Source organism: Mobilisporobacter senegalensis (assembly GCF_003752155.1).
GTDB classification, from domain to species: Bacteria; Bacillota; Clostridia; order Lachnospirales; family Lachnospiraceae; genus Mobilisporobacter; species Mobilisporobacter senegalensis.
In genome coordinates this window covers 44,513-54,260 of sequence record NZ_RJVG01000016.1, presented here as the reverse complement: position 1 = coordinate 54,260, position 9,748 = coordinate 44,513, and the positions used below count along the sequence as shown (strand labels likewise).

At 32.8% G+C, this 9,748-nt stretch carries 12 protein-coding genes; 1 reads left to right on the top strand and 11 read right to left on the bottom strand.

Annotation, left to right across the window (positions count from 1 at the left end):
* Positions 1-117 precede the first annotated feature (117 nt).
* From agaD to agaB, 3 genes are read right to left on the bottom strand one after another with little or no spacing between them, the layout of a single operon-like run.
* Entirely contained in the window at positions 118-921 is an 804-nt protein-coding gene (gene agaD, locus EDD66_RS17490; protein ID WP_123610886.1) for a PTS galactosamine transporter subunit IID, read from the bottom strand.
* Positions 911-1,702 (bottom strand): PTS galactosamine transporter subunit IIC, encoded by a 792-nt coding sequence (gene agaC / locus EDD66_RS17485; RefSeq protein ID WP_123610885.1) that lies wholly within the window; start codon positions 1,700-1,702, stop codon positions 911-913. Before agaC ends, agaD begins: the two co-directional genes overlap by 11 nt.
* 25 nt (positions 1,703-1,727) lie before the next feature.
* The gene (gene agaB / locus EDD66_RS17480) at positions 1,728-2,201 is read right to left on the bottom strand and encodes a PTS galactosamine transporter subunit IIB (protein WP_123610884.1); all 474 of its coding nucleotides are present in this window, start codon (positions 2,199-2,201) and stop codon (positions 1,728-1,730) included.
* A gap of 258 nt (positions 2,202-2,459) precedes the next feature.
* Here agaB and EDD66_RS17475 point away from each other — a divergent pair, with 258 nt between their 5' ends.
* A complete protein-coding gene (locus EDD66_RS17475; protein WP_123610883.1) occupies positions 2,460-3,185 on the top strand; it encodes a GntR family transcriptional regulator in 726 nt (241 codons plus the stop codon).
* 55 nt (positions 3,186-3,240) lie between these two features.
* Here the strand turns inward: EDD66_RS17475 and EDD66_RS17470 are convergent, their stop codons facing one another.
* The 8 genes from EDD66_RS17470 to EDD66_RS17435 form a co-directional block, all read right to left on the bottom strand.
* A complete protein-coding gene (locus tag EDD66_RS17470; protein WP_123610882.1) occupies positions 3,241-4,053 on the bottom strand; it encodes an HAD family hydrolase in 813 nt (270 codons plus the stop codon).
* Between the two features lie 123 nt (positions 4,054-4,176).
* A complete protein-coding gene (locus EDD66_RS17465; protein WP_123610881.1) occupies positions 4,177-4,497 on the bottom strand; it encodes a hypothetical protein in 321 nt (106 codons plus the stop codon).
* A complete protein-coding gene (locus EDD66_RS17460) occupies positions 4,484-5,296 on the bottom strand; it encodes a PTS system mannose/fructose/sorbose family transporter subunit IID (RefSeq protein WP_123610880.1) in 813 nt (270 codons plus the stop codon). Before EDD66_RS17460 ends, EDD66_RS17465 begins: the two co-directional genes overlap by 14 nt.
* Position 5,297: 1 nt before the next feature.
* Complete coding sequence (locus EDD66_RS17455; protein WP_123610879.1) at positions 5,298-6,122, bottom strand: PTS mannose/fructose/sorbose/N-acetylgalactosamine transporter subunit IIC; 825 nt, start codon at positions 6,120-6,122, stop codon at positions 5,298-5,300.
* 11 nt (positions 6,123-6,133) lie between these two features.
* Positions 6,134-6,628 carry a PTS system mannose/fructose/N-acetylgalactosamine-transporter subunit IIB gene (locus tag EDD66_RS17450; RefSeq protein WP_123610878.1) on the bottom strand — a complete coding sequence of 165 codons (495 nt, stop codon included), beginning with the start codon at positions 6,626-6,628 and terminating at the stop codon, positions 6,134-6,136.
* Between the two features lie 14 nt (positions 6,629-6,642).
* Positions 6,643-7,065: a PTS sugar transporter subunit IIA gene (locus EDD66_RS17445; RefSeq protein WP_123610877.1), complete on the bottom strand. Its 423-nt coding sequence runs from the start codon at positions 7,063-7,065 to the stop codon at positions 6,643-6,645.
* 117 nt (positions 7,066-7,182) lie between these two features.
* Positions 7,183-7,899, bottom strand: coding sequence for a GntR family transcriptional regulator (locus EDD66_RS17440; protein ID WP_123610876.1), 717 nt, complete (start codon positions 7,897-7,899; stop codon positions 7,183-7,185).
* 135 nt (positions 7,900-8,034) lie between these two features.
* Positions 8,035-9,747, bottom strand: coding sequence for a class I mannose-6-phosphate isomerase (locus tag EDD66_RS17435; protein WP_123610875.1), 1,713 nt, complete (start codon positions 9,745-9,747; stop codon positions 8,035-8,037).
* Between the last annotated feature and the right edge of the window lies 1 nt (position 9,748).

The following is a 9,748-nucleotide window of genomic DNA, read 5'->3' as shown; positions in this document are numbered from 1 at the left end:
CCTTTTGATGCTTTGTTTACTATACACTTTTTTAGTTCAAAGATTCTTGAAAAAACTTTAATTTTTCTATTGACTATTCATAGTTGGTCTCCTGTTATTATGTAAAATGTTCTCTGATTAAAGAATTCCCAAGAAAGATAAAAGTATTGATAAACCAAATGTAGAAACAATTAATACAATCGGACTCACTTTCTTCTTCAATAGAGAAAACATTAAAAAGGTATAACCAAATGGTAATATTTTCGGAAATATCTTATCAAAAAAATCAGCTTGTAAAAGTACGGTTTTTGATTCATTAACAACTATTTCAGTTAATATATTAATATTTACATAGGATGCAATTAATCCACCAATTACTGTAACCCCTAATATAGTTGCCGCCTTTGATAGAATCGTCGAATATTCCTTTATCTTATCAATTGCTTTTACGCCAAGGTTATATCCCAGATGAGTCCAGACAATACGTAAAACAAACACTACAAGATAAGTTAAGAAAAATAGGATTGGTCCTAAAACATTTCCATCCATAGCCATAGATGCACAAATACCTGCTATGATTGGTAATAATGTAAACCAGAAAATTGCATCACCAATCCCTGCCAAAGGTGCAAACAGTGCAACTTTAAGACCTTTTATGGTCTCTCTGTTCTCATGGGCTTCTTCCAGAGACACTAAAAGACCCATAAGAAAACCAACCAGATTGGGATGAGTATTGATGAATTCAAGATTATCATTCATTGCATTGGCAAGGCCTTCTTTATCATCTTTATATATCTTCTTTAATGCCGGAAGCTGTGCTAATGTAAATCCTCCACTTTGCATTCTTTCATAATTGAAACTTGCCTGAAGCAAACCAGAGGTAAGCCCTAAATTTGTAATGTCTTTCTTGGTCAATACTTTCTTACTATCTTTAGATTCCATCCTCTTCATCTCCTTTACTAACTGTTATATTAGACAATAATTTTGCAATATCCTTATCGCGGTTGAAACCGATTAAAGCTAATGCAGCTCCTGCAATAGCAACTGGTAACAGATTTGATAAAGTCAAGAAGCAAGCCATTAAAAATCCAATCAGTAGATATGGTACATATTCTATCTTTAACATTACTTTTAATAACATACCAAAACCAACTGCAGGAAGAATACCTCCGGCTACCTGGAATCCATGTGTTAACCATTCAGGCATTGCTTGAACTAATGCCTGCATACCATCCTGCGCTACATAAGCACATAAGAATACAACGACACCATATGTAACACCAACAATAATTGTTGTTAACATGTTAAGTTTAAACAATCCTTTTGCATCTGCGTTATTAGCACATTCATCTGCTCTTCTCATAAATAAAGAAAAAGAAGAATAGAAGAATAAGATAATATACTGCATCAAGAAGCTGAATGGTAATGCTAATGCAACACTTGTTGCTGCATCTGAACCAGTTGAATGGGCAATAACTGTAGTCATAACACCAGCCAGAACCGGATTTGGTGGTTGTGTTCCTCCGGCAGGAGTTAAGCCGGCAAATGCTAATTCTGTTAATCCTCCCGTGATCAGACCAATCTGTACATCTCCCAGAATGATTCCTGTTAAAGTACATACAATAATTGGTCTAAAAATAAAGAGCCCTTCAAGCCAAAAATCAATTCCTACAATAATTGCCATAATAGTTAGTGCAATTCCTTGCAATAAAGTTATTTCCATTGTAAACCCTCCCTAGTATTAAGCTTTACTTTATATGTTCTTTCATATCTCCCGGAACATCCTGAATATAGACTTCAACCCCCGCTGCTTGTATTGCCTGTAGATCCTCCAAATCCTTGTCATCTACGTAAACTTTCTTACTTAAAGCATGTTTCCCTTTGTCAAAGTGCATATTTCCAACATTCACTTCTTTTATCGGAACGCCCCCTTCCACTAGTTTCCTTACCACCTGAGGTGTCCTGCATACGATAAATATTTTCTGATTTGGTGATGCTTTGTGAATCACATCGATTGTTTTTTGAATCGTAAAAAATCTTACTCCCGCACCAGAAGATTGAGCTGTTACACTCATTAATTGCTGTTGCAATGTATCATCAGCAACAACATCATCAGCCACAAGAATGAGATTCGCACCTAAAGTCATAGTCCAAGTTACTCCAACCTGTCCGTGAATGAGACGATTGTCGATTCGTGTCAGAAGTATATTAGGTTCTCCCATAGCCTGCTCCTTTCTTACTCGTTATTAATAGTTCTTTTTTATACATCTTTTACGTAATACTATCATTTTATACCCTCATTTTCAACAATTCTACCAATTACAGACCAATACTTTAGAAATCCTTAGTCATTTTGCATACCAATTCTTACGTGGTATGCATTTTCCTCACAAATATGAAATAGAATATAATAAGCAATTTGATTTATTGATACCAGTTCATGTATAATTAGAATAAAAAGAAACCGGAAGGATGATGATATGTCTAATTCGCCTTTATATATGACAATATACGACAGTATTTTACTCGCCATACAAAATGGGGAATACGCGGAGAATTCTCCATTACCTACCGAAAGAAATCTTGCTGAAAAATATCATGTAAGTCGTTCTACAATCAGACAAGCATTAGAAACATTAAAAGAACATAATTATATATATACCATCCACGGAAATGGTACTTTTGTAAAACCTCAGGTTTTTGAACAATCTCTTTTTAAGTTCTATTCTTTTACCGATGAACTAAAAAACAGTAATAATCTAATCCATAATGAAGTAATTGATTATGAATTAATTACTTTAGACAGAGATTTAGCTATAAAATTAGGATATAGTACCAACGACAGATTTCATAAGTTAATCAGACTTCGATCTGTAAAAGATTATCCACTTATGATTGAAACAACGTATCTTCCACAAAATCGTTTTTTTAAATTAAATATAGAATTACTTAAGACAGGCTCTTTATACACTTTTTTAAAAGAAAAATATAGTCTGCAGGTAGATCGTGCTACGGAGACTTTCAAGCCTATTATACCTAATGTAAAGGACCGGGCATTACTTAATATCACTGCCAGTATTCCATGCACCTTATTAGAGCGTTATAGCTATGAAGAGAATGTAATGGTAGAATATACTGCCTCAGTTGTACGTGGTGATAAATATAGTTTCAAAGTTGAATTAAGAAATGATTTATTATACGAATAACAGATATCCTGCTATTTTGATATATTCTTCTGCTATTTAAAAATTCAGATGTGGTTCAAACCACATCTGAATCAAGTTTCTCTTGATGATTATGAGCTTTCCAAAATTCATAAATTCCCTCTTTATCTACAGAGGCTGTTTGATACTTTGCATATTTTAATAATTGTGGATGGCAATTGCCCATTGCGATTGAATTTTCAACAATTTGCATCATTTCAATATCGTTTGTTCCATCACCAAATGCATACATTTCCCAATCCTTAATATCCAAAATTTCTATCACTTCTTTTATTGCGCTTCCCTTACTTATATAGTCGTAACAAGCCTCATATACACAATCTTCCACTTTGTGAAATGTAAGCATATTTAGTTCTTTCGAAATAATTTTAATATCCTCATCTTTTTTTAAGTAAACTGAAATCTTATTAACAATCTTACTAATTTCTTCAAAGTTTTCATTTTGTATTGATAGGGGCAAGCTATACCTAATAAAATAATCATTAATAAACTTTCTATTGTTAGAACTAGTATAAAGAGAAGTTGGTGTCTCAAAATGATATCCAAAGTTATATTCATTTGACAAAGAAATTAATTTTTTAATTATATAACCTCCTATTATTTTACTATTAATGACCTTACCTTCCATAAGAATACACATACCATTTGAGGTAATATATCCATCAAAATCTAGTTCACGAATTTCTTTATTAATAAGGCAATATGGTCTTCCACTGGTAATAAACAACATTGCTCCTGAATCACGCATTTCTTTCAAGGTATATACGGTTTTATCAGTAGGTTTCGTAATTCCTTTTGAACAATCAATTAGCGTACCATCAATGTCAAAGAATATTATTATATTTTTCATTTTAATACACCTCTATTTTTAATGGTCGTGTCAATGTCTGACCTTTATTCCATTTTACCCTTGACAGCATGAAAAACATGCTGTCAAGGGCAAAATAATTTTTATCATATGATATTGATTTTGTCACGAAAAAATGATTAATAAGATTCCTAAAATAATCGGAAAAATCATAATTAAGAGATATATAGCCTGTGTTTTCTTTTTCTCTTTTTCCCACTTTTTATTTAGAAAATATACTTTTCCATCTGGTAATACCCGGACAAAGTCTGATCTGACAAACTCCTCTACTAAGTAATATTTTAATTTTGAAGGGATAGATAAGTCTATCGTTTCTAAAAATATAGCTGATTCAGGAGATACGCATTGTTTCTCCAAAAAAGCATTTATCAATTTTTTATTTACTTCCCTTATATTTACATCATCATTTATATTAGAAGAATCCAATGCTCACACCAACTATCGCTATTACTACTAAAATTCCCATTACTTTTAAAGCTGATACTTTTTTCTTAGACATTAACCACCAACAGAATAAAACAACAACCAGAGATAATAGTTTGGGGAAAATTCCATTTAGTACATTATTGATAATTACCGGTGCTTCCTCATTTCCTGTACTAATTTGCAATGCTGTATTAACTGCCACATAAGAGGCACCTACCCCTCCTACTACAATTGCTCCTAATAGATTAAATGCTTCACGAATACGTTGTGCCGCTTCTCCTACAATTAGATCAATTGATTTGGTTCCCAATTGATAGCCTTTAAAAAATAGATAATATGTACCTATCGTCACACTTGCCATGTATGTAATGATATAGAAGATAGGACCTAATACATTGCCGCCATTAGATAATCCGATTGCAATACTTAATAATAAAGGCACTAACATACCCGGTACCATTGCATCTCCGATACCTGCTAACGGACCCATTAAACCAATTTTTATACCATTGATGACTTCATCATCAATATCTGCTCCATTTGCCCGTTCTTCCTCTAAACCACAAACCACACCATTAATGATACATCCTAATTGGGGCTCTGTATTATAGAAAGCTGCATGTCTTTGTAATGCTGCAATTTGCTCGTCTTTGTTATCACCGTATAATTCTTTAATAGCCGGAACCATAGAATCACTAAACCCAAATGATGCTAACCATTGAAATGACATAGAAGATAAGTTTCCACACATCCAACGGAACCATACTTTACTTAGAGTTTTTTTACTAATCTTTTTCATATTATAACTCCTCCTCTAAATCATCACCCATGCCTCCTGCTGCTACTGCAGGAATTGATTGTGCAGTATATACAAAGTGATTATAAGCAAAGTAAGCACCAATAATCGCTAATGTAATCATATTCATTCCCAGGGCAGCAACTAATGCAAAGCCTAATAAGAAACGGATAATATCGATATCCTTTTTCGTTACTTGTTTTAATAAGATAGCTACTCCTACTGCTGGTAACATACCGCCCAAAGCAGTGAGAGCACGCATAATAAAGCTATCAACAGGGAACATAGCAATAATATCCCCTGCATAAGATTGCCCTAAATATAAGACTACGAATGTTGGAATAATACGATAACATGCCTGGACAATTTGAGGAAGCACCCAGTGATTCAAAAATAACCCTTTGTAATTTCCTTTTTTTATTGCCTGTGTAGCTGCCGCATTCCAGAAAGTATTTGTAAACATCATAAAGTTATGGAAGATGGTACCGATTGCTCCAACCGCTGTTGCAACAGAGACTGCTGATTCCACTGTTCCCCCTCGTTTTACCATTAATATACCTAGCGTAACACCAATATAAGCTGCTGAATTTAAATCTTGTGGCATTTGTCCCCCTGGTGTTACCAGAGCAATAAATACTACCTGAACTGCTACCCCTACTATGATACCAGTAGTTACATCACCTAAAACTAATCCAATTAAAAAACCTGATATTAATGGTCTTGAAATCGTATACCATCCCCCTGTTAGACCTAACAGCCATGGACACGATAAGGACCCCAGATAAGATAAAACACCAATAAGTATTGCCTGAAAAACACCAATCTCCATTTTTTCTCCTCCTATAAAGCCAATAATTTTTCTCTTACATCTTTCCATTCTACTTTGCTAAAATCTGGTACTAATTGAAAATTTATTTTATAGCCAGCTTGGTGAATACGTTCATATGCCTGAATTTCTTCTTTTGTAATATCAGCATTTTTATTAACATTAAATGTACCTTCTCTTGCGCTTTGAGGACCGATATTCAATGTATTCACATTTACTTTCATTTTGTTATCAACTAATAATTTAGCCATTGTAATTGGCTCCTTAGTAATAACAAAATAATTTTTTTCGCTTTTTACTGCCTCCTCCATTTTTGTTAGAAATTGATCATAGGTCCAAATAAACGTCTTTTTATTTGATGCTGATTTTAAAGCCGACTTAATAACATCATTTGTAGCTGCTTTATCATTAACTGCTATAATCCCATCGCATGGAAACTCGGTGGACCATCTAACTACGATTTGTCCGTGAATAATACGATCATCACATCTTATAAAACTAATTGCCATATCCTTCTCCTTTCCTATAATTCGTCATCATCATCATTATTATTCTGCTCAAACATAACCATTGATGATTTAGATTCCTCAATAATACTTTTTAATTCCGCTTCTGTTAAACTATTCTCCATTAAAGCAACCTGTATAATGAGGGATAAATTCATTCCTGCTACTACAAATGATTTTTCTGTTAAATTTAGTTCATCTAATAATGCTAACGTTGTTGTATAAGGTGATCCACCTAATAAATCAGCAAGAACGATAATTTGCTTAGCATCATTAATTTTTATAAGTTTCTCACGTATCTCATTTTTAAAAACTTCTACATCTTTATCCGCGGATAAACATAGATGGTCAAGATAGTCTATATCTCCGATAATCATTTTTGCAGCTTCATGAGTACCATATGCCATATAACCATGACTCACTAACAAAATTTGTTTCATTTCTCACCTCCAACATGATTATATATTTATAATGTCATGACATTATATTTTATAAATTTATTATATGTTTTTTAAGGGCTTTTGTCAATTAAAAAATTGTATGCCTAAAAGTTTTCGTTAGTTGCTATTAATAATTAATGTGTAACCTTCACTGTTATACTTAGATATTGAATACTCCACTAGCTGCTTGCCATTATATCCCTTGCGCAAACGAGTTATAATAGCTACATCTTTTCTTAATTTAAAAATCTGTTTTTCTTTTCCATCACTAATTTTTGCAGTAATTTCCTCAATTACGGCTTCTATAGGATATCCTTTTTGTGTCAAAACCTTATATAGTGATATAGAGTAATCATCCTTCGTTGTTAATTCAGTTATAGGGTTTAAATATGAATAATGGATTGTTAAAACATTCCCATGATTATCTCTATTTAAACGTACTAATTCTAAAACTAACTGATTTTCTGAAAGTTCAAAAGCATATCTTACTTCTGGAGAAGGAGTAACCATTTTCACTGAAAGTACTTCTTTATTAATATTCCCTTGTACTTCAGTTACTTTATCAAAGGAGGATTGGAAGACCGTTGATGCTCTGTCTTTTCTTTCCAAAACAACCGTGCCTTTTCCTCTTTTTCTGGATATTAATTCTTCACTAATCAATCTATCCATTGCCTGTCTTACAGTAATTCTAGAGACACCAAACTCCTCCATTATTTGTACTTCTGGTGGCAGAATACTACCTGCCTCATAAACACCTTGATTCATTCTATCAACCAATATATCATATACTTGACTCCATAATGGTTTATCACCTAAACTTGTCTTTAATTTCAAATTATCACCTCTTTATATCTGTATATTATACATTAAATGATATAACAATACAACATTTGTCTTGTGTTTTTTCAAGTATTTTTTCTGCTATTATATTGGCTTGACTCTAAACTGTCTTTTTTCTTCTCTAATGTTTTATCTAACATAAGCTCTGATAATACCAATTTTTTCATTCTCTACAACTGGCCTGATAACATACTCTTTAACACTTGCAGGAAGAATGAATGTTTCGGCATGGTTTACAAAATATGGTGAAAATTTATTATTTGGACTTTCTATCACTGCTTGTGTTCCCTCCACAAGGTTTAACATATTAACTGTTCCTTTTGTTTGAATTGTAACCTCTTCTTCTATCCAATATCTTCTTGTCTCAATAAATTCTAATTCATGAAGTCCTGTATGTTCTTCTACATATGCATCTGTTCTTTTCACTTCATAAATCCTATTCACTAAATTATCTTTAACCCAAGACGTTGTACGATCCCATTGAATAACTTCTTTTCCATGGTCAATATGTACAGGTCTTGGCTTTCCATCTAAACCAACACGGCCCCAATCCCATAGCTTAAAGGTAAATATATATGGCGTTGCACTAATTTCCAAGATCATAGTATTCGTTCCTGAGCAATGACATGTTCCTGCCGGAATCAAGAAATGATCATGTTTCTTTGCCGGAAATTTATTAATATACTTTTCTGCATTAAAAGTACCTTCTCCTAAATTTGCTCTACGTAAATCATGAATCATTTCCTCTGGATCAACATTATCTTTAAGCCCCAAATACACTACTGCATCTTCTTTTGTATCTAAAATATAATAGCTTTCATCTTGTGTATAACTCATTCCAAATTGTTTTTTAATATATTCCGTTAATGGATGTACTTGTAAGCTTAAATTTTGCCCTTCAATAGTATCTAAGAAATCAAATCGAATTGGAAACTCTGCCCCAAATCTTGCATATACTTGTTCTCCAAGCAATGATTTAGGCTGATATAAAACTAAATCCATGGCTGGGATTTCAATGACTCCATTCTCAAAATCCAAAAATAATGAATTTTCTTCTGGCACACCATCAAAGCTCCATGCAAAGTTATCTTTTGTACGATCTAAATCACATACTTCTTTCATCCATTGTCCTCCCCAGACACCTGGATCAAAATAAGGAACTGTTCTAAATGGTTGTCTTGAAATTTGCTTTAGACCTTCTCTTAGCGCTTCACCACTCACCATTTTCGGATCATTTTTTCTATTAGTATCAATAAAATAATCAACTTCATCAAAAATTGTCATTTTATGTTTATCCGCAACTCTCCATTCAATAAAGAATGCTCGTTTATATTTTTTTAATACATCTTCATCAAAGTTAGAACACTTATAATTTCCCAGGCCTTGACGATAACGCATTTGAATTTCCCATCTGGCCATATCTAAATAAACCAATATATCACCTTTAGTAATTAATGAAGCACCATACCCATAAACAATCACGAAACCTTCGTTTTGTGCAACCATGGTTTTTGCTTCTTGAAGACGGTCTTCATCAATGAAGTCCATAATTTCTCCAAAATACATTTTTCCAAATACCCGATCATCTGTTAAATGATATTTTAATTGTTCAGTAATTACTTCTTCACTTTTGAAAATATCTTTCATATTAATAAATAAAGAAGGATTTAATGTTTCAAGCTGCATTATTACTTCCTCATCATTAACACCTGGATATGTATCTATGACTAATACTTTTATATCATTGGCACAAAGTGTTTTTAAGATATCTTTATAGCCTAGTATACATGAATTCTCATAACCTTTAATAACTGTTTTTGGATGTTTATTATATTTTCCCATG

Coding starts and splice junctions, on each gene's coding strand:
- EDD66_RS17470 (WP_123610882.1), bottom strand. CDS start 4,053: ATGAAAAATATAATAATATTCTTTGACATTGATGGTACGCTAATTGAT.
- agaD (WP_123610886.1), bottom strand. CDS start 921: ATGGAATCTAAAGATAGTAAGAAAGTATTGACCAAGAAAGACATTACA.
- EDD66_RS17435 (WP_123610875.1), bottom strand. CDS start 9,747: ATGGGAAAATATAATAAACATCCAAAAACAGTTATTAAAGGTTATGAG.
- EDD66_RS17460 (WP_123610880.1), bottom strand. CDS start 5,296: ATGAAAAAGATTAGTAAAAAAACTCTAAGTAAAGTATGGTTCCGTTGG.
- EDD66_RS17450 (WP_123610878.1), bottom strand. CDS start 6,628: ATGGCAATTAGTTTTATAAGATGTGATGATCGTATTATTCACGGACAA.
- EDD66_RS17475 (WP_123610883.1), top strand. CDS start 2,460: ATGTCTAATTCGCCTTTATATATGACAATATACGACAGTATTTTACTC.
- EDD66_RS17455 (WP_123610879.1), bottom strand. CDS start 6,122: ATGGAGATTGGTGTTTTTCAGGCAATACTTATTGGTGTTTTATCTTAT.
- EDD66_RS17445 (WP_123610877.1), bottom strand. CDS start 7,065: ATGAAACAAATTTTGTTAGTGAGTCATGGTTATATGGCATATGGTACT.
- agaC (WP_123610885.1), bottom strand. CDS start 1,702: ATGGAAATAACTTTATTGCAAGGAATTGCACTAACTATTATGGCAATT.
- agaB (WP_123610884.1), bottom strand. CDS start 2,201: ATGGGAGAACCTAATATACTTCTGACACGAATCGACAATCGTCTCATT.